We start from the raw sequence: 22,899 nt of genomic DNA on the forward strand, positions 1-22,899 counted from the left end.
TTTACACCTCTTTATAGATCGGGTTCGTTAAGTCTATAGTGACATATTGTTTAACCTTGCTCTCCATTCTCATACGTAGTAATGATTTTACCGTTATTGTTTCTCCAAATAATACCTCTTTCAACACTTGAGCATGTGCTTTATTAGGATCAATTGCTGCATAAACGATATCACTGACGATATTGTATAAGTTCTCTTCTTCGACTTGCTCATAATTTGAAAAGTGATGTATAAATTCTGCGATTTGATTTTGAATTACAGCATGTTGGAATTTAGCAATTACCGCTTCAATGTTTTCAGCAATTAAACTGGTATTTGTAATATCGATACCCGGTTTAATACGCTGTAATGTAGCAAGGTCAATTCGTGAACCACCTAGGTCTCTAACTATAAATTTCATTTGATAATCAGGTCCAAGATTAACAATTGTATTTTGCATATGGGCTTCTAACGCAATACCATAATCTTGAATATAAGCGATAAGTGGTTCTATTAATGATTTAGCATAGTATTTCATAAATTTCTCAATTGAAGTTACTGTCAATCCTTCACCTAACCAATCCAAATAACTGTCGACTATTACACTATTATCGACCGGGTTCTTGTTCACTAAACTTGCTGTTACTAATGTTGTGCCATTATCCGCTAATACAGGTTGATAACGCACAATACACCCTAAATGTCTTGCGATATCAGGATCCGTCTTTGCATGAATACCATAAGGTTCCATTGAAACTTGTAGCTGTGGATATATATCTAACATATCTTGCAATTCATAACTTAACTTGGGACCATCTACTGTAGTCACAGGTGACACAGTTCTCACAGCGCTTGTAGCTTGGACATTGATTGGCAGTTTAATATGAAATGGTTTGTGAACAAGTTCCATTGTTCTAAATGATAACGTCGCTTTAGATTCAATTTCAAATGGTGTTGGTAATAATTGTCTAGCTTTTATCCATTCAGAAAATTGTTTAACGATAACATTTTCATATTGCCACGGATGAACAAGCAATACATTATAATCATTTAATTCTAATTGGTATGGCTCTAAAAATGCTTTCAATTTATAACGATATTCAGGAATAATAAAATCTAATATAAATTGTTCATCATTTTCCATTGATGTTGTAACACTATCATCTTTATGGATTAACATGACTTTCAATGGAATGATTTTCTCAAATTCTGGCGCATATCGTTTAACTTCATCCTCAGTTAAGGGTAACTTTGTCTTTGATAATGGATGTGTTGGATGACCTTCAACCACTAAACTTTCAGAATAACTTAAATCATTCATCTGACCTGAATCTGTCATATGTTGGATCCATGAGAAAAAATTAATCGTTTCTGGCATCCTTGAGAATTTTAACGTTGCATCAATCAATGATTGCCTATTACAAAAATGTTCATATGTCAGAACAAAGCCATCACGGCAAGATATTAATTCCTGAGTTAACCTTTCACTTATAGGAATATCGAACTTACTGTCTAAAATTTCGATTAATTGTTCTACCGAATCAACTTCATAAGCTTCTTCACCTTTTAAATAACTCAAAGGTCCTTTAAAATCATAGCGCGCCATCGCACTTTTACGAATTTTATTAACTTTTAATAATTGTCCTTTATATTGTAATTCAATTAAACCCTGATATTCATTGACTCGCATTCCATCAGGAAAAATTTGTTCTTTAAGAATCGCATTGATAATACGATATTGCACATTTTTATCTGCACATTTCCATGTTTGATGCTTCATACGACTTTGCCTCCGTCTTTCCTTTGTCTGTTAACAATACCGAATAATAATGAAATAACTAAAGTGCATATACCCATAGCAACAAATGTTTCAACAACCCCTATTAACTCAGCTGCAAAACTCATTAACATTGCTCCTAAAGGAATCATGCCTCTATCCATCATAATTACACTTAATATCTTACCTCTATGTTGCGCTTCCACCTTGTGTTGGAAATAGATTCTATTCGTAGTTCGTGCCCATTGACTAAACAAACCAATAAAGAATATTGCAGTAAATAGTAACAACGTATTACTTGTTATCGTACCTAAAAGCGATACGCCAAATAATGCCGAACTTAAATAATACATTTTTACCATAGAAATTTTCTCTAAAATATTCGGTAAAATCATAGTTGCTATAATGCCACCGATTGCACAACAAGTCATTGCACTACCAAATATTGCGACTTGATTTGGAAATGTTTTATCGGTTAACACTGGTAATAGTGTCGTATATGAAAAGCCTGTTGCCATAATTAATAGTGATGTAATAAAGATACGTGCTCCTACATTATTTTCTTTAAAATAATCAACTACATACTTGAAACTTACTTCTGTATCTACCTTATCAATCTTATGTGTATTAAACGATAATGGTAAACAGAGTAGTAATGAAATAAAGTAACATAGTGCCTGTAATGCAAAACTAATTTCTGAATTATATGTAGCAACAACAAATCCAGCAATTGCCGGACCAATTGATCGACAAATGTTTATTATAAATGAGTGATATGACACAGCTTGTGTCGTTGTTAACCTGTCTGTTAAATCAGGTAATACTGCTTGTCTAACTGGTGTTTCAATTGCACTCATAATGCCTCTTCCTAATGCATAAATTAAGAATACAATTATTGGTAACTTCTTACTTTGAAACGTTAAAATACAAAGTATAGTAGTTAATATAAAGGAAGCTGATATTGAAATTCGTAACAGGTTGCCTCTGTTACATCTATCAGCTAGTGCTCCAGCCCATACACTTATTAATAAGATAGGTACTAACCGGAAAAAATTAATTAAACCTAAGTAAATCGCATTGTGATAAATACTGAATACATACCAATTTAATGTAATTTGTCCAATCCAGTTTCCTAAAAATAATAAGAAAGAACTTGGAAAAAAATACTTCGCCATGAAATTTCACCCGTCTTTTTAATTGATAATAATTATCATTATCGTTATTATAGATTATACAAATATCTTATGCTTTTGTAAAATAATTTTTTAGAGGTGCTTTTATGTATTTAAAAAGAAACAAACACAACTTAATTGAAAATCTTACTATTGATGAACAAAATGCTTTTTATTATTTAAGCACAATAGAAGAAAATTGGGCCAATCAATTTAAGTCAGTGTTATTAGCTAGTAGAGACAAAATATCACAACGACTTATTAGTTCATTACATAGAGAAAATTTAGTAAATAGTCGAGACTATAGTCAAATTATTTCTACCAAAACATTAAACCTTGAAACGGATATACAAACTGATGAGATACTGCGTATTGATTTTCCCAAGTCTAGTCGTACTTTAATAGCACCAATTACTGGTCAACACGCTTTCGATAGAATCGATGTATCAGGACCTTTCTACTTTGAACAAGACCAAGTAATGAGACGTGTGCTACATCCTAAAGAGATATTAGATTGCATATTAATCGAAGCACCAGAATTAAATAATGATGCGAGCGCACAATTTTTAGAGGATATCAATAATAGTGTGGCCAATATGGCTATTGCTATAAGTTTTCAGCATCATACTTTATCTGAAACGACAGCACCTCTATGGGAACTTATAGATCAACATCCCGATAGTTATCTACGTTCTGAGCAATCTGTCGTTGAAGGCCATCCGCTCCATCCAGGTGCAAAGTTAAGGAAAGGTATGACACCTGAAACTGCAATTAATTATTCATCTGAATTTGCCCAACCAATTCCTATGAAATTTATACTTATCAATAAGGAAATTACACGTACAAGTGCGCTAAACAATCAATTCAATGACGTTGTTTACCAATTATTTAGTGGTTTGTATGATTTCGCGGTTGAAACTGTAGGACATGAAGCTATTGATAATTACAATGTCATGGTCGTTCATCCTTGGCAATTTAACGAAATTATTGTTAAAGATTATGCACAAGAACTCAAAACTCAAAGTATTATTCCTTTAAATTACCAGTTGAATTATTTTGCTGGTCTATCCTTCAGAACATTGATGCCTGAACTACCAGTAACTTCGCCACATATTAAATTATCAACCAATGTGCATATCACTGGTGAAATCAGAACATTATCTGAACAGACTACGACAAATGGTCCAAAGGTCACTCAAATACTAAATAACATTAAAGAAAACGACCCACTATTTTATAATATTAATGCAGAAACAATCGATGAATTAGCAGGTATACACTTTTATAATGAAGCGGATGCTACAGCAATTAAAACTTTAAGAAGTGAACAACTTGGTACATTATTCAGAAGGAATATTTACGAAATTATTGATGCGGATGTTACGCCAATCATACCATCAAGTTTAGTAGCAAATTATCCGAACAATTCTGAGGCACCTATTATCTCTTTAATAAAAAAATATACATTAGCACGTTCCTTTGATAATTTTGAAATCGCAAGTATAAATTGGTTTAAACGTTATGGCCAAGCTTTAATTGATATTGCAATTCCATTATTAGTAAAATATGGTATTGCTTTAGAAGCTCATTTACAAAATTCAATCGTGGCATTTAATAAAGATGGTTCACTTAACACCTTATATGTCAGAGATTTTGAAGGATTACGTATTGATGAACCTTATTTAAACAGTGTTGGGTATAGTACAAAGGATTTTCATGAAAAATCACTTATATTAACAGACAAAGCACAAACTGTATTTAATAAAGTTTTTTATTCAAGCATACAAAATCATCTTGGTGAATTAATCACAGCCGTAGCAAAATATAGTGACTCAAATGATTTAGAATCCCAAATTTGGCATACAATAAGTGATTTAATTGAAGTTAAGCTAGATCAAATTGAACAAACTCTAACAGATTCAGAACGTGTAGCAAACTTTAGAGATATCATATTTGCGGAGAAGATAGATTATAAATGTGTAACAACCATGCGTCTAGAAGATGAAGCTGATTATTACACTTATGTTCAAGTAGATAATCCACTTTACAAAAGTAAGTAATTATATAGAAGATAAAAAATGAGGGTTATCATATTTTAAAATCACATCATTTACTGCCAGTAATGTATATTGCTTTATTGGCAGTTTTTTTCTATAAATTAAAATACAGGTTAGGATGTTTATTAGGTCCTAACCTGTATTTTTTCGAAATAATTATTTATTCCTATTTAATTAATGTGATAAATCATTTTAGGTTTTGGTCTTAATCAGTAATAGACTTATTGTAAACCTTTTTGTTCTTTACTTGAGCTTTCATTTTTTTCATTTTTTTGAGCCCATTCTTTCTTAGTCATTACATCTTCAACTCTCATGTTAACTTCGACCACATCTAAACCAGTGATATATTTAACTTGTTCTTTAACTAAGTCTGTTACTTTGCGGAAAATTTTAGGCGCAGACTCACCATACTCTAATACGACTTTTAAGTCTACAGCTGCTTGTTTTTCGCCTACTTCTACACTCACACCTTGAGTAACATTATTGCTGCTACCAAATGAGTTAGAAATGTTGTCGACGAAACCGCCTTTCATTTCTAAGATACCGTGAACTTCACGTGCAGCAATACCTGCAATTTTTTCTACAACTTCATCTGAGAACGATAATTTATTTGAAAATTGAGGTTCTTGATTTTGTTGTTGTTGTTCTTTTTGTAATTCTTGTTCTTTTTCGTTCACACCAGTTTGGTTGTCATATGCTTGTTTCGCTTTATTGTTATCTACTGCCATAATAAATTCTCCTTTATTATTTAAGTTTTTTGTTTTGATTCATTAATTACTTTAAATTTTTAACTCCACCGATTTAAGAAATTTAAAAAATCCTGCTTACGGTCTTTCGTATACCCTATACCTACGCCAATCAAACATAATATGATAATAAGTATTGTACTCCAGAAACCTAAAGTTAAAAATAAAATAGCAATGATTAAGAATGCTAAAAATCCTATAATTCTCCATTTAAAAGTTTTAAAGAAATCAATAACTTGTTGCGTTGAATCTTGACCATTTTGGTTATTATTTTGAGTCATAATTACCCTCCCTTACAACACGCGTTTGCCTGAGGTTTTTTGATCTCTAACATTAACCTCTAATTTTGATACTGGTAATTCAGTAAAATGCTCAACATTTTGTTTTACATCATTTCTTATTTGTTCTGTAAGTGTTTTAACTTGAACATCTCCAGGAACAAAGAAATCCGCTTTCAATGTAATATGTGACTTTTTCTTTTTGTTATATAGCTTAGCTATTACATTAGGTTGACGAATTTCATCATATTTAACAATTGTATCGTAGGCAGTTTTTTCAACTGCTTTACGCGATACGTAAATATGACCATCCTCATAATCTTTATAAAGTCCAGGCTTTCTATACGTAGGTTTAAACAAACTAAATACTAATATTAGACCTATTAATAATAAGAGTGCTGCTAAACCAATTAATGTTGGTACAAACCAGTTAAATTGCATGAAATAATCTTGGTATTTAGTAATACGTGAATCTTTAATAAACATAAAGAGTAAAAATCCAACAATTACTACTATTAACAGACCTAAAATAAAATTCTTTATGCGTTTCACCTCGTATGACACCTCCTATGCTTGTATATTTATGTACTTGTCATACCAAAAACATACCCCTAAATTTTCCATCAAAAACATTTTATTGCGTTATACTTTAATTGGTTTCAATAAAACTTGCTTAAACTAATTAAAATTTCAAATCATTGCTGGTTATTTTCATTTATCTTATGTTGTGAACCTTTATTTTCCTTCAGCATATTACTATGGTTTGTTCTCGGTTTCTCTTCAGAAATCGCTTTAAATAAGGCGCATATCATAAAGATAATGACTACAGAAAACGGCAAAGCAGCAATAATTAATAAGTTTTGTATCGACTGTGTACCTCCAGTATAGATCATGATTACTGCAAATAATGCTAAGATAACACCCCAACTTATTTTGACAATACCTGAAGGATGAATACTACCTTTTGCACTTAACATACCTAACACATAAGTTGCAGAATCGGCCGAAGTCACAAAGAAAATCATAATAACAACTAATGTGACAATACTCAAAATAAATCCAAGTGGGTAATGCTCCAATGTACTAAATGTAGCTGTTTCTGTTGCTGCCTTTGCAATATTAGCAATATTGTGTTGTTGCAAATAAATAGCTGATGTACCGAATACTGCAAAGAATAAAAAACACACAAACGCCGGTACAAATAAAACACCTAATATAAATTCTTTGATCGTCCTACCACGCGATACTCTTGCAATAAATATACCAACAAACGGTGCCCAAGAAATCCACCATGCCCAATAGAATATTGTCCATTGTTGTAACCATTGATACTTTTCACCACCGCTCTGCGGAATGCGTAGACTCATTTTAAAGAAATTAGCAATATAATCACCTAAAGTATTGGTAAACATATTTAATATATTTAAAGTAGGTCCAACACAAAATAGGACTAATAATACAACAAATGCAAGTAACATATTAATATTACTTAAACTTTTAATACCTTTATCAATACCTGACCAAGCAGACCAAGTAAATAAAATTGTAGCTACAATAATGATAATGACTTGCGTCCCAAAGTTAGAAGGAATATCAAATAAAAAGTTCAGTCCTTCATTAATTTGTAAAGCGCCAAAACCAAGTGTAGCTGCTACGCCTGTTACCGTTGCAATGATAGCCAACACATCAATCGCACCACCAATTGGTCCACGCATCGCCTTACTGCCTAATATTGGGGTCAAAGTCGCACTAACTAATCCTGGATATCCCTTATGAAAATTAAAATAAGCAAAGACAAGGCCAACTATGCCATACACTGCCCATGCATGTATGCCCCAATGGAAAAAAGAAAATTGCATGGCTTCGTTAATTGCAGTTTGTGTACCTGCTTTATGTAATGGTGTTAATGTATAGGCATGACTGATTGGTTCAGCTGTTGTCCAAAATACTAATCCAATCCCCATTCCTGCACTAAATAGCATAGCAAACCAAGATTTCAGTGAAAATTCTGGTTCTTCATTATCATCTCCTAAGGTAATTGACGCAAACCTTGAGAATAATAAATAAATGCAAACAATTAAAATAAATAACACTAATAATAAATAATACCAGCCAAAGTGCACAGCTATAAAATTAGTAATGCTCTGTGTCACTTGCTCTAACTGTTTTGGTAAAATTGCTCCATAAATAACGAATAACGTACATATAGATAACGCACACCAAAATACAATCGTGAGTTTCTTACCACTCATTCGTTAATTCCCCTCCTTTAAATCTATATTTGTATTACCCTATCTTATTTTTGATATGCGTATCTTCTACATCTGATAAATTTCATAAAAAATACCATTCACTCAACTATGATCACAGTCAAATGAATGGCATTTTACATATATTCTATTGGGACTTACTCAGCAACTTGGATTACTAACTTGCCAACCATTGCATGGCTTTCTAATTGTCTATGCGCTTCATATAAATTGTCAACAGTTAATCCTTGTAATACTTTATTGACTGTTGGTTTATATTTACCGGATTCAATTTTATCAGTAATGTCTGATAGTAACTCGTGATGTCGTTGCATATCTTCTGTCTCATGCAATGGTCGTGTGTACATATATTCGTGTGTAAAAGTCACACTTTTATTTTTGAGTAAATTCAGATCTTGCTTGTCCTTGAACGCTACTATTGTAGCAATCTTACCTCTTGGTTTTACTAATTCGATCATTTTCTCAAAATATCGATCTGTATCGAAGGTACAGAATATATAATCCACTTCAGAAATTTCATATTTCTCAAATTCTGCACTTAAATCATTTTTATGATTCAGGACAATTTCTGCCCCCATTTCTTTCGACCACTGATGTGTTTCTTCACGAGATGCTGTTGTTATAACATGCAAACCGTGCTGTTTAGCCATTTGGGTAGCAATACTTCCAACGCCACCTGCTCCATTAATAATTAAGATTGACTTACCTTTATTATCTTCTGGATTGTGTGAAATATTGAATACATCAAATAATGTTTCTGCAGCTGTTAAACCAGTGAGTGGAATACTGGCTGCTTCAATTGCCGATATATTTTGAGGCTTTCTTGCTACCAAGCGGCTATCTACAATTTGATGTGTTTGATTTGAACCTTGGTAAGACGGTGAACCAGAATAATAGACCTCATCACCCACCTGAAAATGTTTGACATTATCGCCTATTGCCTCAACAACACCTACAGCATCAAAGCCTAAAACGCGTGGTGCATTATCAACAGGTGATTGCCTAATCTTAGTATCAACAGGATTAATGCTAATTGCATCTATCTTCACCAATAATTCATATTGCTTTGGTTCTAACGAGGTTATTTCAAATTCATAAAATTGATTCCCTTCAGATAAATTAAAAGCGCTATCTGCACCAATTGCTTTCATCACATGCATCTCCTTCACTATTAATTCGTTAATCTGCGACTTTAACTACTTGTTTGCCGAAATTATCACCTGTAAATAAATTACGGAATGCTTGTGGTAAATTTTCAAAGCCTTCTTCTACTGTCGTTTTTGTTTTAATTTTATCTTCAATAACCCACTGTGCTAAATCTTGACTTGCTTGTTTAAAGTCATCTGCATAATTTCCAACGATAAAACCTTTCATTAATGCTTGAGATTTGATTAATGTTGGTTGAATACGAGGACCATATTCAATTTCTGTATCATTGTAACCAGAAATTGCACCACAGACTGGAATTCTGGCAAATTGATTTAAATGTTTAAACACTTCATCCGCAATATCACCGCCAACATTTTCAAAGTAGACATCAATGCCATTAGGGACTGCTTCGCTTAATGCAGTTGCAAAATCTTCGTCTTTATAATCCAATCCTACATCAAAACCTAACGTTTCTGTTAAATATGCCGTTTTTTCAGGTCCACCTGCAATACCAACAACATGTGCACCTTTCAATTTAGCAATTTGTCCAACAACAGAACCAACAGCACCTGAAGCTGCAGATACTACGACAGTTTCACCTTCTTGAGGCTCTCCTATTTTAAGTAAACCATGATAAGCAGTTTGTCCTGGCATGCCTAACACGCTAAGGTAAAGATAAAGAGGTACTTCTGTATTTGAAACTTTTATCACTTTATCTCCTGATATATTTACAACCTTTTGCCAAGGTAGTCCACCAGTGACAATATCACCGGTTTTAAATTGATCATGATTCGATTCTGTTACTCTACCTACCACATGACCATTAAGTGCTTCATCTAATTTGAATGGTTGAACATAAGATTCGCTATCACTCATTCTACCTCTCATATAAGGATCCACTGAAATGTATAGTGCTTCAATTTGAATCTCATTATCACCTGGCTGCCCTATTTCAACAGTTTCATATCGAAAAATTTCATCTGTAGGTAAACCTACAGGTCTTTTAGCTAATACAATTCTTTCTGTTTTCATTTTTTAGCCTCCATTCACGTCTGTTATCTTTCATTTTATAGTGATTGACTATCTCAAGCAATCAAATCGCTTATCTTCAATTTTAACTTCATGTTATGATTTATTAAATTAAACACTTGTTATACGAAGTTATTAAAGGAGGATAATCCGTGAAATTAAGCATCTTGGACTATGTCCCCATCTTTCAAGATTGCAATGCAACAGAAGCATTTAATCATGCCATAGAACTTGTACAGTTGGCTGAGCAATTAAACTATGAAAGATATTGGGTTGCAGAGCATCATCAAGTATATTCAGTTGCTTCTAGTGCACCTGAAATGGTTATGATGGCACTTTTAGAACAAACACAATCAATACAAATAGGTAGTGGTGGCGTCATGTTGGCACATTATAGCCCTTATAAAGTGGCAGAACAATTTAATATTATGGAAGCACGTCACCCTAACAGAATAAATATTGGGACAGGTCATTCACCCAGCTTTAAAAATGTAAATAAAGCGTTGAACGAACATAAATCACAACCAGTCGATTATGAAACTCAAATTGAAGATTTAATTCAATATTTTAATGGTGACACACAATTTCACCGCTTTAAAAATATCGCTGTTACCCCTAAAGTTGATACTAAGCCTTTAATGTTTATTCTAGGTATGAGTAAAAATAGTGCATCTCTTGCAGCGAAAGAAGGATTACCATTCGTCATTGCTTTAATGGGACAACCAGCTTCTCAGGTTGCGAATGTAATCACACATTATCGACAACAATTCGCAACATTGCACCCTCAACGTCAAAGTTACGTAATCATTTCTACATTTGTAGTAACTGCCGATAATCAAGAAACCATAAATGATTTAGAAACAGCGCTACACTATTGGTTATTACGTATAAATTACATCGACCAGCCACAATTTTATGCTTCACCTCAATATGTAAAAAATAGACCACTTACAAGCAGAGAACAGGAAAAAATGCTACAAAATAAAAAGCGCGTTATTTCTGGTACTCCTAGTGCTGTTTATGCACAATTACAGAATATACAGGATCAATATGGTGCTGATGAAATTATGATTCAACCTCATGTCTATGGAGAAGAAAATCGAAAGCAATTACTTCAACTTATTGCAAAAGAAAATAAAAAATCAACGTAACTCACCAATAGTTACGTTGATTTTAATTTCTACACTATTTATTCCAAATAAATGCATTAATTTCATCTGCTACTACTTTATAATCATGTAATGCACTATGTTCACCATGTTCCCCTTCAACTTTAAAGGTACGATAAGAATTCACATAACCATTTAGTAAAGATTTAAGAGATAATGAAGATTGATTTGTCACCTTTCCATCTGAATGTGAACCATCTTGAAGATCTCCATACACATTTAATACATCCACTGATTTTTTAGGATAATTATATTTCATTTGTTGTAAATCTTTATATTCCTGTTTCATTTGATCAGGCTTACCATTTTCATCCAATTTCACTTCATTCGGTTCGTCATTTCTGCCTAATATACCATTATATGGTGCACCCGTATTAACTTGTTTATTTAATTTAGGTAAAGATTCATCTCCAGCATAATTCAACATATAATAGCCTAACGTAAGGTTCCCCATCGAATGTGCTACCATGTTAAATTTACTATATTTAATATGCTGTTCTGTTTCAGTAATGACATTTTTAAACCATTCGGCATTTTTGTTGTAATCCCAATTTTTATTATCTTCAAGAATAATTTGAACAATAGGATGAGGATCATTTTTATCAAATTTACCGTCAAATGTGACTTCACCATCAGCTGATACATGAGCTTTGATTACTTTATTCGTGACACCTTTTTCAATTGCTGAATTTACTAAATAACGCTCTGACTTCTCCGAACCAGAGTAACCATGTAAGTAAAATGTCGGCTCAGGTGTTTGTTTTGCTTCTTGGGTAGTTGCTTGTTGTGCCGCGTTAACTTGATTATGTACTGTCATTAAATATAACAGTGACATTATAGTAAATATGACTATAATACTACTGATAATCATTCTTCTAAAAACACTATTTTTTTGTAATATCAATCTCGAAACACCTCTTATAAAAATATTAGTATATAAATATGCTATACACTATATATTTCATACCCGAGAATATTGTGGTTATCCTTTTCATATAAAAGATTTAAACGAACTACATACTAGGTTAAAAAAGTTTACAAAAAAAGCCCCCAACAAAGTTGGGAGCTTCTTGAAACATCGTAGTTCGTATGAACCAACAATTAACGTTTTGAGAATTGTGGTGAACGACGTGCTTTTTTAAGACCTGGTTTTTTACGTTCTTTCATACGTGGGTCACGAGTAAGTAATCCAGCGCGTTTTAAAGAACCTCTGTATTCAGGATCTGCTTCTAATAATGCACGAGCAATACCGTGGCGGATTGCTTGAGCTTGTCCAGTGAAACCACCGCCAGAAACGTTAACTAATACATCATAGTTACCTTTAGTTTCTGTTACATCAAATGGTTGGTTTATGTCTAAGATTAATGATTCGAATGGTAAGTAGCTACGTACGTCACGGTTATTAACTGTGATGTTACCTTCACCTGGTACTAAACGTACACGTGCTACTGAGTTTTTACGACGGCCTGTGCCTTTATATTCAACTTGTGCCAATGTAATTTCCTCCTTCTAATTAACCACGTAACTCGTAGTTTTCTGGTTGTTGTGCAGCGTGTGGATGTTCAGCGCCACCATATACAAATAATTTTTTACCTTGTTTTTCGCCTAAACGAGTGCTTGGTAACATACCTTTAATTGAGTTTTCAATTAAACGTTCTGGGTTAGTTGCTTTTAACTCACCAGCAGTGATTGATTTAATACCGCCTGGGTGGTTTGAGTGACGGTAATAAACTTTATCTTGTTCTTTATTACCTGTGAATTGAATTTTTGAAGCGTTGATGATGATTACATAGTCACCAGTATCAACGTGTGGTGTATAAGTTACTTTATTTTTACCGCGTAAAATAGATGCTACTTCTGATGATAAACGACCAAGTGTTTGACCTTCAGCATCAATCACATACCATTTGCGCTCAATGTTTGATTCATTTGCCATAAATGTTTGACGCATAATATTGTCCTCCTAGAGTAAATAAATAAGATTTCATATTTAATAGTAGTATACTTTTAAATCGTAAATTTCATTTATTTTATTAATTTTGTTCTACGTGCTTCTATATCTTGTAACACAATAAGATTCCGGGGCTTATCGTGGGTGATATAAAACAATACCGTTAGTAATCGTATAATTTTTATGTCATTTTGTCAATGTAATTTAGTGATTTTCTAAAGAAATTTTTTACTTAAATTTCTTACTAAACTTCATATGTCGCAATGAGTTCATCCAATGTGAGGTATATGCGTTCCAAGTACAACCCTTCCGGGGGTGCAGTAAAAGGAATTTGCTTTCTATCTTTCGCTTCTAACAGCTTTGGAATTTCTTCCGGTTCTCTTTTTCCCTTACCGACCTCGATTAGAAATGCTACTAATACTCTCACCATATTATATAGAAATCCCGAACCAGTTACAACGTAATCGAAGCCGTCAGCAGTTTTTATTATTTTACTTCCATACAAAGTACGGACTCTACTTTCTGTTTCCGTTTTCTGCGAACAAAAACCTGTAAAGTCATGAGTACCTATAAAAAATTGAGCCGCTCTATTCATTTTTTCTATATCTAGTTGTTCAGGTAAATGTGTTTTCAATCCACTTTGAAATGGATCCTTAGTTTCAGACTGATATACTTTATAGCGATAAGACTTCCCTACGCAATCATATCTGCAATGAAAGTGTTCATCTACTATGGTTACATCTTTAACATAAACATCACCTGGCAACGCTCTATTCATAGCGTATTTCCATTGTTGCGCCGGTATGTTGAGTTCTGTATCAAAGTGAAAATATTGTTCAAGTGCATGTACACCTCGATCTGTTCGACTTGTTGGGTGTATTCTCACATGACGTTTATGAATACGTTTAAGAATTTTTTCGAATAACTGTTGTACAGTTCTTCCATTTTGTTGTATTTGAAAACCTAAAAATTGGCTTCCTTGATATGATATATTTACCAAAACACGCATGCTTTACACTCCTATAACTTTCAATGCAATTAATATTAAAGCAATTGGTATTAGGGCTACAAGTGCCAATGTATCTTGCCATTGCCATTGCAACCTTCGATAACTTGTGCGTTGTTTATTCGTGTCATAACCCCTAACTTCCATCGCAATTGCTAAATCCTCTGCGCGCTGAAAAGCTGAAACAAACAAGGGAATTAATAATGGTACAAAGGCTTTAATACGATTTGCAATGCTGCCAGAACTAATCTCTGATCCTCGCGATTTTTGGGCAAGTATAATTTTATCTAATTCATTCATTAGCGTTGGTATAAATCTAAGTGCAATTGACATCATCATACTGAGTTGATGTACTGGAATTTTAATCCATTTTAAAGGATTTAATAATCTTTCAAACGCATCTGTTAAATCAATCGGACTTGTTGTCAAAGTCATAATCGTAGAAATCATGATTATAAACATTAATCTTAAGACTATATAAATCCCTTCTAATATGCCTGCTGTATCAATTGAAATAAAGGCTATCTCTATTAAACGCGTGCCACCTTTTGTTAAAAATAAATGCATGGCAAAGGTAAAGATTAAAAATATCCATATAGGTGTTAAACCTTTTACCAAAAACCATAATTTGATTTTTGATAAACGCACAATCATGCCTATCAATAGTAATAACCATAAATATGTAGCAAAACTATGTGCAATAAAAATCAATATAATAAATACCATGACAAATATCAGTTTTGCTCGTGGATCAAGTCTGTGTATTAATGTATCAAGTGGCAAATAACGTCCAATAATAAACTTATCTTTCATTTTTCGTCCACTCCTTATACATCGCTACAAATTCATCCTCTGTTAAAGCAACATGATTAAACTTCATTTGATGCTTGCTTTCAATATCACGTTGCAATTTCACGATATCAGGAACGTCGAGGTTTAGCTGTTCCACATAATCTGAATTACTAAATAGTGCTCGTGGTGAACAGGACTCTATTATCTTACCGTCTCGCATTATTTTAACTTCGTCAGCATAACGAGCCACATCATTCATCTCATGTGTAACTAAAACGATAGTCTTTTTATGTCTAATCTGTAAATTTTTAATCAATTGCATAATTTGCTTTTGGCTTTTTGGATCCAAACCAGCAGTTGGTTCATCAAGTATTACAATATCAGGATTCATTGCTAAAATGGATGTTAAGGCTATTTTACGCATTTGACCACCTGACATTTGAAATGGAGATTGCTCTAATACATCTCTACTAAAACCAAAGTCTAACAATAAACGAAAGGCTCTTTCTTTAACTTCTGACAATGGCATATTAAAATTATTAGGGCCAAATAATATTTCTCTCTCTACTGTGTCTTCAAATAATTGAGATTCGGGGAATTGGAACACAACTCCTACACGCTTTCGTACGGGCATCAAATACTTATCCTTAGTCTTAGGTATAATCTGTATATCATTAACCGTCATCGACCCCTGAGTGGGCTTTAAAAGGCCGTTGAAATGTTGAATTAATGTCGATTTACCAGAACCAGTCCGTCCGATGACTGCATAATATTTTCCTTGCTCAAATTCTGTTATGATATCTTTTAGTGCTAAATGCTCAAAAGGTGTTCCCTTTTGATACACATAACTTACTTTATTAAAATTTACTGTCATAGTTCACTTAACAACCTTTCATAAGTGATATACTCTGACTCTCCTCTAATTAATTGGTTGATTCTCATTGCAAACGGTAAATCTAATCCAATTTTCGTGAGCGCTTCTCCATGGCTAAACACTTCTTGGGGTGTCCCAATTTGAAAGACACTACCTTCATTCAATACTACCATTTGATCTGATTCAGCAGCTTCTGATAAATCATGCGTAATTGAAATTATAGTCACATCTTTCTCAGAATTTAACCGTCTGATTAATTTAAGTAATTCAGTTCTTCCTACTGGATCTAACATAGAAGTTGCTTCATCTAAAATAATAACTTCAGTATTAAGCGCTAATACACCAGCAATTGCTACACGTTGTTTCTGACCACCAGACAAAGATTGAGGTTCATAATTTAAACGATCTAACATATCAACGTCACTAAGCACTTTAGGTACAATTTCATGCATAGATTCGTGAGATATAGCATTATTTTCTAATCCAAATGCAACATCATATTCCACTGTTGCACCAACAAATTGATTTTCAGGATTTTGAAACACTATCCCAATATGATTTCTCAACTCACTTAAATGCTCAGGGTTTATACACTGATGATTATAATAAATATCTCCTGTCAGAGGTTTTTGTATTCCAATCATCAATTTTGCCACTGTAGATTTTCCAGAGCCATTGTGACCGACAATCGATGTCCACTTACCTTTAGGTATATCAAAGGATACATCATTTAATGCAAATGGTTCGTCACTATTATATTTAAAGGATACATGATTAAATTTAATTATACTATCCATTGATTCCATATCGATTGCCTCCCTTGACATTTAAAATTAGTATACTTTATCCATTTTACATGAAAATGAATCATATTGCATTCTCTGATTCCTATGTACTGCTTATGCATGTATTCCTCTTGACACTCTAAAGCGTTAAGCTTTTATCGTTCGCTATTGCTTCGCAATTGCATAAGTCTTAGCAGTCCTTGGAATCTCTGATTCCTATGTACTGCTTATGCATGCATCATATGCATGTATTCCTCTTGACACTCTAAAGAGTTAAGCTTTTATGGTTCGCTATTGCTTCGCAATTGCATAAGTCTTAGCAGTTCTTGGTATCTCAGATTCCTATGTACTGCTTATGCATGCATCATATGCATGTATTCCTCTTGACACTCTAAAGAGTTAAGCTTTTATGGTTCGCTATTGCATAAGCCTTAGCAGTCCTTGGAATCTCTGATTCCTATGCACTGCTTATGCATGCATCATATGCATGTATTCCTCTTGACACTCTAAAGAGTTAAGGTTTTATGGTTCGCTATTGCATAAGCCTTAGCAGTCCTTGGAATCTCTGATTCCTATGCACTGCTTATGCATGCATCATATGCATGTATTCCTCTTGACACTCTAAAGAGTTAAGCTTTTATGGTTCGCTATTGCTTCGCAATTGCATAAGTCCCCCTAAACTCTAAAGAGTTAAGCTTTTATGGTTCGCTATTGCTTCGCAATTGCATAAGTCCCCCTAAACTCTAAAGAGTTAAGGGGGACTAAACAAAAAAAGCGCGCACCCCATCATTTATTTTTGAGTTCACGCTTTAAAATTTATTAAGTTTGATGGGGTACTCTGAGCTAGACAATATTTGTATGTGGCAAACATTATCGTTGCACTCATTTGCTTTATATATAGTAGTACGTATATTTAAATTAAACTAATTCGATAATTACTGATTCAGCTCCGTCTCCGCGACGAGGACCTACTTTAAGAATACGAGTGTAACCACCTTGACGTTCGTTATAACGTTCAGCGATTTCACCAAATAATTTTTGAAGTGCAGTTTGTGTAGTTTCATCTTCATTTAGGATTTCAACGTTACGTAAAGTTTTAGCTGCTTGACGGCGTGAAGCTAAATCTCCGCGTTTACCTAAAGTGATTAATTTTTCAACAACACTACGTAATTCTTTCGCACGAGCTTCTGTAGTTTCAACACGCTCACTAACGATAAGTGATGTAGCTAAGTCGCGTAACATAGCTTTACGTTGATCAGAAGTACGACCTAATTTTCTGTAACCCATGAGTTAACCTCCTTTATATTAATCTTCTTTTCTTAAGCCTAAACCTAAGTCTTCAAGTTTATATTTAACTTCTTCTAATGATTTACGTCCTAAATTACGAACTTTCATCATATCTGCTTCTGATTTATCAGCTAATTCTTGAACAGAGTTAATGCCAGCACGTTTTAAACAATTGTAAGAACGAACAGATAAGTCTAATTCTTCAATTGACATTTCAAGCACTTTTTCTTTTTGATCTTCTTCTTTTTCAATCATGATTTCAGCGTTTTGAGCTTCATCAGTCAATCCAACAAAGATGTTTAAGTGTTCTGTTAAGATTTTTGCTGCTAGTGAAACAGACTCTTGTGGTGTGATTGAACCATTAGTCCAAACATCCAAAGTTAATTTATCAAAATCACTACTTTGACCTACACGTGTATTTTCAACTGTATAGTTTACACGTTCAACAGGTGAATAAAGTGAATCCACTGGAATTACACCAATTGGTAAATCACTAGTGTTATTTTGTTCTGCTAATGCGTAACCTCTACCCTTGTTAGCAACAAGACGGATTTTCAAGTGTCCACCTTTAGAAACAGTTGCAATTTTAAGTTCAGGATTTAGAATTTCAACATCACTGTCATGAGTAATGTCACTTGCAGTAACTTCGCCTTCATCTTTAACATCAATTTCTAAAGTTTTGTCTTCTTCAGAATAGATTTTCAACGCTAAGTTTTTGATGTTCATAATGATTGTTGAAACATCTTCAACTACATTGTCTATTGCTGAGAATTCGTGTAATACTCCTTCGATTTCAATGTACTTGACGGCTGCACCTGGTAATGAAGATAGTAGGATACGACGTAAGGAGTTTCCTAGTGTAGTACCGTAGCCACGTTCTAGTGGTTCAACAACGAACTTACCGAATTTAGCATCATCACTAATTTCAATTGTTTCAATTCTAGGTTTTTCGATTTCAATCATTTACAAATATCCTCCTTGATTACGTCGACTTGATTTGTACTGTATTTCTCAGTGACCTGCGACAATAACAATAAAATTAAACGCGACGACGTTTTGGTGGACGACAACCATTATGTGGTACTGGAGTAACGTCACGGATCGCAGTTACTTCTAATCCAGCTGATTGTAATGCACGGATAGCTGATTCACGACCAGGACCTGGTCCTTTAACAGTAACTTCAACAGTTTTTAAACCGTGTTCCATTGCTGATTTTGAAGCAGTTTCTGATGCCATTTGAGCTGCAAATGGTGTAGATTTTTTTGATCCTTTGAATCCAAGTGCACCTGCTGATGACCATGATAAAGCATTACCAAATTCATCAGTGATTGTTACGATTGTATTATTGAATGTTGAACGGATGTGTGCTACACCGTTTTCAATATTCTTTTTCACTTTACGTTTACGAGATACTTGTTTACGTGCCATTTAAATTTTGCCTCCTTTACCTATTATTTTTTCTTGTTAGCTACAGTTTTAACTGGGCCTTTACGAGTACGAGCATTGTTTTTAGTTTTTTGTCCGCGTACTGGTAAACCACGACGGTGACGGATACCACGGTATGATGAGATTTCCATTAAACGTTTGATGTTTAAGTTTTGCTCACGACGTAAGTCACCTTCTACTTTATAGCTGTCTACTACTTCACGGATACGACCTAATTCGTCGTCAGTTAAATCTTTAGTACGAGTATCTGCTGATACGTTAGCTTGCTCAACAATTTTGTTAGCAGTTGTTGTACCGATACCATATACATATGTTAATGAGATAACAATACGTTTTTCACGTGGAATATCTACTCCTGCAATACGTGCCATAATTATTTACACCTCTCTTTATTAGCCTTGTCTTTGTTTGTGCTTAGGATTACTACAGATTACCATTACTTTACCTTTACGTTTAATGACTTTACATTTTTCGCAAATAGGTTTTACTGATGGTCTTACTTTCATTTTAATACCTCCCTATATTATGGAGTGACGATTATTTATAACGATAAGTAATTCTTCCGCGTGTTAAATCATACGGAGACATTTCTACAGTTACTTTGTCGCCAGGTAGAATACGAATATAATTCATTCTGATTTTACCACTTACGTGTGCTAAGATCTCATGACCATTTTCTAATTCTACTTTAAACATTGCATTTGGTAAAGTATCTAATACAGTACCTTCTAATTCAATTACATCTTGTTTAGCCATTTATTAACTTCCCCCTTTTTGCGGTAGTTGGTTATCGTCAATAATCAACTCTAACCATACGAGTCTATTAGTGTTGTTAATAAGTTTAACAAAATTAAAATGAATTACTCAATCGCATTGTCACTCTTATTTAATTATACTTTTGGCATTACATAGACCGTACAAAGTTGAAATTGATTATAGTTGCTCTAAAATATTAATAACGTCTTCTGTTACTACATTAATATCTCTAGAGCCATCAATGTTTTTCAATACACCTTTATTATCATAGAATTCTAAGATAGGTTTTGATTGCTTAACATTGACGTTTAAACGATTAGCAACTGTTTCTGGGTTGTCATCTTCACGTTGATATAATTTACCACCGTCAAGATCACAAATCCCCTCAACTTTTGGAGGATTGAATACAAGATGATAAGTCGTTCCGCATTTTTCACAGATTCTACGACCAGTAAGGCGGTTCATTAGTTCTTCTTCAGGTACCTCTATATTGATAACAGCATCAATTTTTCTATCTAATTCTTGCATGATTTCACTTAATGCTTCAGCTTGTTCAATAGTACGAGGAAAGCCGTCTAGTAAGAACCCTTTTTTCGCATCGTCTTCAGAAATTCTTTCTTTAACGATACCCACAGTAACTTCATCAGGGACTAATTCTCCACGATCCATGTATGATTTAGCTTCTTTTCCTAAATCAGTTTCATCTTTAATCGCTTTTCTGAACATGTCGCCAGTAGATATGTGTGGAATTGGGAATTTCTTTACAATTTCACTCGCTTGAGTTCCTTTACCTGCTCCAGGTAAACCCATTAAAATGATATTCATAAGTGCCCTCCTACAATTTATCTACCACCAAAGCCTTTATAGTCTTTCTGACTTACTTGCGCTTCTAAACTCTTCATTGTTTCAATTGCAACACCAATTACAATTAGTAAGCTTGTACCACCCACTTGAATTGTTTGTGGTAAGCTCATTACTTTAGTAGCAATGATTGGAAGAATTGCTATAACAGCTAAGAATATAGAACCTACAAATGTCAGACGATATAACACTTTAGTAATATATTTTTTAGTTTGCTCTCCAGGTCTAATGCCTGGGACATAACTTCCTTGTTTCTTCAGGTTATCTGCCATCTTCTCAGGATTAACTTGTATAAATGCGTAGAAATAAGTGAATGCTATGATTAATATGACATATACAACCATACCATAGTTATTAGATGGGTTTGCGACATCCGCAACTTTTTGTGCCCAACTCGCATCTGGGAAGAACAATGTTAATGTTCTAGGTAATAAGAAAAATGCCATTGAAAAGATAACTGGTATTACCCCTGCAGAGTTAACTTTTAAAGGTAAATACGTTGCTTGTGAACCTAATCGCTGTGTCGATTGTTTTTTAGCATATTGAATCGGAATTTTACGAACAGCTTGTAAGACGTAAATCGCTCCAACTGTTAATAATATCATTCCAACTATTAATCCAATTACCTTTAACCAAGCCATTGTAACATCATCTTGTCCAACGAATGCTTGTTGATAGAATTGAATCAATGCTGAAGGTATTGATGATAATATACCTGCAAAGATAATTATTGAAATACCATTACCAACACCGAATTGAGTGATTTGTTCACCTAACCACATTAAGAACGCTGTTCCGGCTGTTAATACAACAGCAATTAATAAATAACTCAGAATCGACTGATCCATGATCAATTGACCCTTCAAGTAATTATTAAACTGGAATGCCATTCCAATAGATTGGATAAAAGCAAGTATAATAGCAAAATAACGCGTAACGTTATTTAATTTCTTTCTACCTGCATCACCTTGTTTCGCCCACTCTGAAAACTTCGGAACAATATCCATTTGTAATAACTGCATAACGATTGATGCAGTAATATAAGGCATTATACCCATAGCAAAGATAGAAAAGTTCTTCAAGGCTCCGCCACCAAATGTATTTAACAAATCAGTGACACCTTGAGAACCTTGTTGACTGTCAAAGGCAGCTGGGTTTACCCCAGGTGCTGGAATATAAGTACCTATTTTAAAAATAACTAACATTGCGAGTGTAAAAAAGATCTTGTTACGAACTTCTTTTGTTTTAAAGAAGTTCACAAGCGTTTCTAACATTAGATCACCTCGTGTGCTCCACCTTTAGCTTCGATAGCTTCTGCTGCAGTTGCAGAGAATTTGTGAGCTTTCACTGATAGCTTTTTGTCAAGTGAACCATTACCAAGAATCTTGATTCCTGATTTTTCACTCTTAACTACACCAGATTCTACTAATAAAGCAGGAGTTACTTCAGTACCATCCTCAAATTTATTAAGTTTGTCTAAGTTAACAATAGCAAATTCTTTAAGGTTAATGTTA

At 33.7% G+C, this 22,899-nt stretch carries 26 protein-coding genes; 2 read left to right on the forward strand and 24 right to left on the reverse strand.

Features of this window, described 5'->3' with window-relative positions:
- Window position 1: 1 nt before the first annotated feature.
- Together ACF91D_RS26315 and ACF91D_RS26320 are read right to left on the reverse strand one after the other, a co-directional pair.
- Entirely contained in the window at window positions 2-1,759 is a 1,758-nt protein-coding gene (locus tag ACF91D_RS26315; RefSeq protein WP_107526932.1) for an IucA/IucC family protein, read from the reverse strand.
- Complete coding sequence (locus tag ACF91D_RS26320) at window positions 1,756-2,931, reverse strand: MFS transporter (RefSeq protein WP_042739054.1); 1,176 nt, start codon at window positions 2,929-2,931, stop codon at window positions 1,756-1,758. Before ACF91D_RS26320 ends, ACF91D_RS26315 begins: the two co-directional genes overlap by 4 nt.
- 104 nt (window positions 2,932-3,035) lie before the next feature.
- On the opposite strand from ACF91D_RS26320, the gene ACF91D_RS26325 reads away from it, so the two are divergent.
- On the forward strand, window positions 3,036-4,988 hold the full coding sequence (locus ACF91D_RS26325; protein ID WP_107526931.1) for an IucA/IucC family protein: 1,953 nt from the start codon (window positions 3,036-3,038) through the stop codon (window positions 4,986-4,988).
- A gap of 218 nt (window positions 4,989-5,206) precedes the next feature.
- On the opposite strand, the gene ACF91D_RS26330 is transcribed toward ACF91D_RS26325, so the two are convergent.
- The 6 genes from ACF91D_RS26330 to ACF91D_RS26355 all read right to left on the reverse strand — a co-directional run bounded on the left by ACF91D_RS26330 (window position 5,207) and on the right by ACF91D_RS26355 (window position 10,460).
- Window positions 5,207-5,713: an Asp23/Gls24 family envelope stress response protein gene (locus ACF91D_RS26330; protein WP_107526930.1), complete on the reverse strand. Its 507-nt coding sequence runs from the start codon at window positions 5,711-5,713 to the stop codon at window positions 5,207-5,209.
- Window positions 5,714-5,772: 59 nt separating this feature from the next.
- Window positions 5,773-6,012: a DUF2273 domain-containing protein gene (locus ACF91D_RS26335; RefSeq protein ID WP_042739057.1), complete on the reverse strand. Its 240-nt coding sequence runs from the start codon at window positions 6,010-6,012 to the stop codon at window positions 5,773-5,775.
- Between the two features lie 12 nt (window positions 6,013-6,024).
- A complete protein-coding gene (gene amaP, locus ACF91D_RS26340) occupies window positions 6,025-6,561 on the reverse strand; it encodes an alkaline shock response membrane anchor protein AmaP (RefSeq protein WP_042739058.1) in 537 nt (178 codons plus the stop codon).
- Window positions 6,562-6,704: 143 nt separating this feature from the next.
- Complete coding sequence (locus tag ACF91D_RS26345) at window positions 6,705-8,261, reverse strand: BCCT family transporter (RefSeq protein ID WP_107526902.1); 1,557 nt, start codon at window positions 8,259-8,261, stop codon at window positions 6,705-6,707.
- Between the two features lie 155 nt (window positions 8,262-8,416).
- Window positions 8,417-9,430 carry a zinc-binding alcohol dehydrogenase family protein gene (locus ACF91D_RS26350; RefSeq protein WP_107526901.1) on the reverse strand — a complete coding sequence of 338 codons (1,014 nt, stop codon included), beginning with the start codon at window positions 9,428-9,430 and terminating at the stop codon, window positions 8,417-8,419.
- 28 nt (window positions 9,431-9,458) lie between these two features.
- The gene (locus ACF91D_RS26355; protein WP_107526900.1) at window positions 9,459-10,460 is read right to left on the reverse strand and encodes an NADP-dependent oxidoreductase; all 1,002 of its coding nucleotides are present in this window, start codon (window positions 10,458-10,460) and stop codon (window positions 9,459-9,461) included.
- Between the two features lie 149 nt (window positions 10,461-10,609).
- Between ACF91D_RS26355 and ACF91D_RS26360 the strand changes: the two genes are divergently transcribed.
- Window positions 10,610-11,608 carry an LLM class flavin-dependent oxidoreductase gene (locus tag ACF91D_RS26360; RefSeq protein ID WP_119624623.1) on the forward strand — a complete coding sequence of 333 codons (999 nt, stop codon included), beginning with the start codon at window positions 10,610-10,612 and terminating at the stop codon, window positions 11,606-11,608.
- A gap of 34 nt (window positions 11,609-11,642) precedes the next feature.
- Here the strand turns inward: ACF91D_RS26360 and ACF91D_RS26365 are convergent, their stop codons facing one another.
- From ACF91D_RS26365 to ACF91D_RS26440, 16 genes are all read right to left on the reverse strand, one after another.
- Window positions 11,643-12,530: an alpha/beta hydrolase gene (locus ACF91D_RS26365; protein ID WP_107526898.1), complete on the reverse strand. Its 888-nt coding sequence runs from the start codon at window positions 12,528-12,530 to the stop codon at window positions 11,643-11,645.
- A gap of 197 nt (window positions 12,531-12,727) precedes the next feature.
- Window positions 12,728-13,120, reverse strand: coding sequence for a 30S ribosomal protein S9 (gene rpsI / locus ACF91D_RS26370; RefSeq protein ID WP_042739063.1), 393 nt, complete (start codon window positions 13,118-13,120; stop codon window positions 12,728-12,730).
- 19 nt (window positions 13,121-13,139) lie between these two features.
- Window positions 13,140-13,577: a 50S ribosomal protein L13 gene (gene rplM / locus ACF91D_RS26375; protein ID WP_042739064.1), complete on the reverse strand. Its 438-nt coding sequence runs from the start codon at window positions 13,575-13,577 to the stop codon at window positions 13,140-13,142.
- 244 nt (window positions 13,578-13,821) lie between these two features.
- Window positions 13,822-14,586, reverse strand: a complete 765-nt coding sequence (gene truA / locus ACF91D_RS26380; protein WP_107526897.1) for a tRNA pseudouridine(38-40) synthase TruA — start codon at window positions 14,584-14,586, stop codon at window positions 13,822-13,824.
- A 3-nt stretch (window positions 14,587-14,589) separates the two neighbouring features.
- A complete protein-coding gene (locus tag ACF91D_RS26385; protein WP_107589337.1) occupies window positions 14,590-15,396 on the reverse strand; it encodes an energy-coupling factor transporter transmembrane component T family protein in 807 nt (268 codons plus the stop codon).
- A complete protein-coding gene (locus ACF91D_RS26390) occupies window positions 15,386-16,249 on the reverse strand; it encodes an energy-coupling factor transporter ATPase (RefSeq protein WP_107526895.1) in 864 nt (287 codons plus the stop codon). Before ACF91D_RS26390 ends, ACF91D_RS26385 begins: the two co-directional genes overlap by 11 nt.
- A complete protein-coding gene (locus ACF91D_RS26395) occupies window positions 16,246-17,055 on the reverse strand; it encodes an energy-coupling factor transporter ATPase (protein WP_107526894.1) in 810 nt (269 codons plus the stop codon). Before ACF91D_RS26395 ends, ACF91D_RS26390 begins: the two co-directional genes overlap by 4 nt.
- Window positions 17,056-17,952: 897 nt before the next feature.
- The gene (rplQ, locus tag ACF91D_RS26400) at window positions 17,953-18,321 is read right to left on the reverse strand and encodes a 50S ribosomal protein L17 (RefSeq protein WP_042739069.1); all 369 of its coding nucleotides are present in this window, start codon (window positions 18,319-18,321) and stop codon (window positions 17,953-17,955) included.
- Between the two features lie 18 nt (window positions 18,322-18,339).
- Entirely contained in the window at window positions 18,340-19,284 is a 945-nt protein-coding gene (locus ACF91D_RS26405; protein WP_042739070.1) for a DNA-directed RNA polymerase subunit alpha, read from the reverse strand.
- 76 nt (window positions 19,285-19,360) lie between these two features.
- Window positions 19,361-19,750: a 30S ribosomal protein S11 gene (gene rpsK / locus ACF91D_RS26410; protein WP_002471279.1), complete on the reverse strand. Its 390-nt coding sequence runs from the start codon at window positions 19,748-19,750 to the stop codon at window positions 19,361-19,363.
- Window positions 19,751-19,773: 23 nt separating this feature from the next.
- Entirely contained in the window at window positions 19,774-20,139 is a 366-nt protein-coding gene (gene rpsM, locus ACF91D_RS26415; protein ID WP_042739071.1) for a 30S ribosomal protein S13, read from the reverse strand.
- A gap of 21 nt (window positions 20,140-20,160) precedes the next feature.
- Window positions 20,161-20,274: a 50S ribosomal protein L36 gene (gene rpmJ / locus ACF91D_RS26420; protein WP_002482634.1), complete on the reverse strand. Its 114-nt coding sequence runs from the start codon at window positions 20,272-20,274 to the stop codon at window positions 20,161-20,163.
- A 31-nt stretch (window positions 20,275-20,305) separates the two neighbouring features.
- Window positions 20,306-20,524 (reverse strand): translation initiation factor IF-1, encoded by a 219-nt coding sequence (gene infA / locus ACF91D_RS26425; protein WP_001118443.1) that lies wholly within the window; start codon window positions 20,522-20,524, stop codon window positions 20,306-20,308.
- A gap of 177 nt (window positions 20,525-20,701) precedes the next feature.
- Window positions 20,702-21,349: an adenylate kinase gene (locus ACF91D_RS26430; RefSeq protein WP_042739072.1), complete on the reverse strand. Its 648-nt coding sequence runs from the start codon at window positions 21,347-21,349 to the stop codon at window positions 20,702-20,704.
- Between the two features lie 17 nt (window positions 21,350-21,366).
- Window positions 21,367-22,659: a preprotein translocase subunit SecY gene (secY, locus tag ACF91D_RS26435; RefSeq protein WP_042739073.1), complete on the reverse strand. Its 1,293-nt coding sequence runs from the start codon at window positions 22,657-22,659 to the stop codon at window positions 21,367-21,369.
- Window positions 22,659-22,899: uL15 family ribosomal protein (locus ACF91D_RS26440; protein WP_392438003.1), on the reverse strand; the 241-nt coding region annotated here is incomplete at its 5' end. The genes secY and ACF91D_RS26440, both read right to left, overlap by 1 nt.

The organism is Staphylococcus sp. 231237_7MaSpsaltlick (assembly GCF_043107035.1).

Coding starts and splice junctions, on each gene's coding strand:
- ACF91D_RS26315 (WP_107526932.1), bottom strand. CDS start 1,759: ATGAAGCATCAAACATGGAAATGTGCAGATAAAAATGTGCAATATCGT.
- ACF91D_RS26320 (WP_042739054.1), bottom strand. CDS start 2,931: ATGGCGAAGTATTTTTTTCCAAGTTCTTTCTTATTATTTTTAGGAAAC.
- ACF91D_RS26325 (WP_107526931.1), top strand. CDS start 3,036: ATGTATTTAAAAAGAAACAAACACAACTTAATTGAAAATCTTACTATT.
- ACF91D_RS26330 (WP_107526930.1), bottom strand. CDS start 5,713: ATGGCAGTAGATAACAATAAAGCGAAACAAGCATATGACAACCAAACT.
- ACF91D_RS26335 (WP_042739057.1), bottom strand. CDS start 6,012: ATGACTCAAAATAATAACCAAAATGGTCAAGATTCAACGCAACAAGTT.
- ACF91D_RS26345 (WP_107526902.1), bottom strand. CDS start 8,261: ATGAGTGGTAAGAAACTCACGATTGTATTTTGGTGTGCGTTATCTATA.
- ACF91D_RS26350 (WP_107526901.1), bottom strand. CDS start 9,430: ATGAAAGCAATTGGTGCAGATAGCGCTTTTAATTTATCTGAAGGGAAT.
- ACF91D_RS26355 (WP_107526900.1), bottom strand. CDS start 10,460: ATGAAAACAGAAAGAATTGTATTAGCTAAAAGACCTGTAGGTTTACCT.
- rplM (WP_042739064.1), bottom strand. CDS start 13,577: ATGCGTCAAACATTTATGGCAAATGAATCAAACATTGAGCGCAAATGG.
- truA (WP_107526897.1), bottom strand. CDS start 14,586: ATGCGTGTTTTGGTAAATATATCATATCAAGGAAGCCAATTTTTAGGT.
- ACF91D_RS26385 (WP_107589337.1), bottom strand. CDS start 15,396: ATGAAAGATAAGTTTATTATTGGACGTTATTTGCCACTTGATACATTA.
- ACF91D_RS26390 (WP_107526895.1), bottom strand. CDS start 16,249: ATGACAGTAAATTTTAATAAAGTAAGTTATGTGTATCAAAAGGGAACA.
- ACF91D_RS26395 (WP_107526894.1), bottom strand. CDS start 17,055: ATGGAATCAATGGATAGTATAATTAAATTTAATCATGTATCCTTTAAA.
- rplQ (WP_042739069.1), bottom strand. CDS start 18,321: ATGGGTTACAGAAAATTAGGTCGTACTTCTGATCAACGTAAAGCTATG.
- ACF91D_RS26405 (WP_042739070.1), bottom strand. CDS start 19,284: ATGATTGAAATCGAAAAACCTAGAATTGAAACAATTGAAATTAGTGAT.
- rpsK (WP_002471279.1), bottom strand. CDS start 19,750: ATGGCACGTAAACAAGTATCTCGTAAACGTAAAGTGAAAAAGAATATT.
- rpsM (WP_042739071.1), bottom strand. CDS start 20,139: ATGGCACGTATTGCAGGAGTAGATATTCCACGTGAAAAACGTATTGTT.
- rpmJ (WP_002482634.1), bottom strand. CDS start 20,274: ATGAAAGTAAGACCATCAGTAAAACCTATTTGCGAAAAATGTAAAGTC.
- infA (WP_001118443.1), bottom strand. CDS start 20,524: ATGGCTAAACAAGATGTAATTGAATTAGAAGGTACTGTATTAGATACT.
- ACF91D_RS26430 (WP_042739072.1), bottom strand. CDS start 21,349: ATGAATATCATTTTAATGGGTTTACCTGGAGCAGGTAAAGGAACTCAA.
- secY (WP_042739073.1), bottom strand. CDS start 22,659: ATGTTAGAAACGCTTGTGAACTTCTTTAAAACAAAAGAAGTTCGTAAC.